This is a genomic window from Vibrio sp. 704 (assembly GCF_033339295.1).
In genome coordinates, this window is the sequence record NZ_JAWOUH010000159.1 from 1 (window position 1) to 968 (window position 968).

Genomic DNA, 968 nt, shown 5'->3' on the forward strand with positions numbered 1-968 from the left:
AAAAGTCACCATCGCCGAAGACAAACAAGAAGCATAAAAAAATCCCAGCCAATGGCTGGGATTTTTGTTTATATTCGTTTTATTCGCTTTCGCTCGATTCTTCAGTACTGCTCGACTCACCAAGCTCAACGTCAATTCGCGTCACTCTCTGTAAGCCTCTTGGCAGCAGACTACCTCTGCGACCACGCTCACCACGGAAGTTCTCAAGATCAGCAGGTTTCAAACCTAGCTTGCGCTTACCAGCGTACAAGGTTAAAGAAGCACCTTGCGGCAACGCGATTAAGTGGGACAACACTTCTTCACGCTCTTTCGCTTTAGCTGCTGGGATGTTGATAATCTTGTTACCTTTACCTTTCGCTAATTGCGGCAAGTCTTTAATTGGGAACAACAACATACGCCCTTGGTTGGTAATCGCTAGAATCTCATCCGAATCCAGATCGCCGACTTCTTTCGGCGTCATCACTTCAGAATTTGCAGGCAACGTAACCAACGCTTTACCGCTGCGGTTCTTCGATAGCAAATCAGCGCCTTTACACACAAAGCCGTAACCAGCATCGGAGCCCACCAGCCATAGCTGATCTTCTTCGCTCATGATCACCTGACGAATACTGCTACCCGCCGTGATATTCAAGCGACCAGTAATCGGCTCACCTTGACTACGTGCTGATGGCAACGAGTGCGACTCAAGCGAGTAACTTCGACCATCACTGCCAAGGAAGACCGCAGGCTGACTGCTCTTACCGCGCGCATGCGCCAAGTATTTATCGCCTGATTTGTAGTTCAAGCTTTCCGCATCAACATCGTGTCCTTTCGCATGACGAACCCAACCTTTTTCAGACAGTACAACGGTAATTGGTTCACTTGGAACTAGGTCACGCTCAGTCAGTGCTTTTGCTTCAGCACGTTCAACTAAAGGAGAACGACGGTCATCGCCGTATTTCTCTGCGTCGGCTTTAATTTCTTTCTTA

Annotated in this window: 1 protein-coding gene; it reads right to left on the reverse strand. The window is 48.2% G+C overall.

Features of this window, described 5'->3' with window-relative positions; all coding sequences use genetic code 11:
- Positions 1-79: 79 nt before the first annotated feature.
- A partial coding sequence (locus R7R24_RS25145; RefSeq protein WP_318119833.1) for a DNA gyrase C-terminal beta-propeller domain-containing protein occupies positions 80-968 on the reverse strand: 889 nt, incomplete at its 5' end.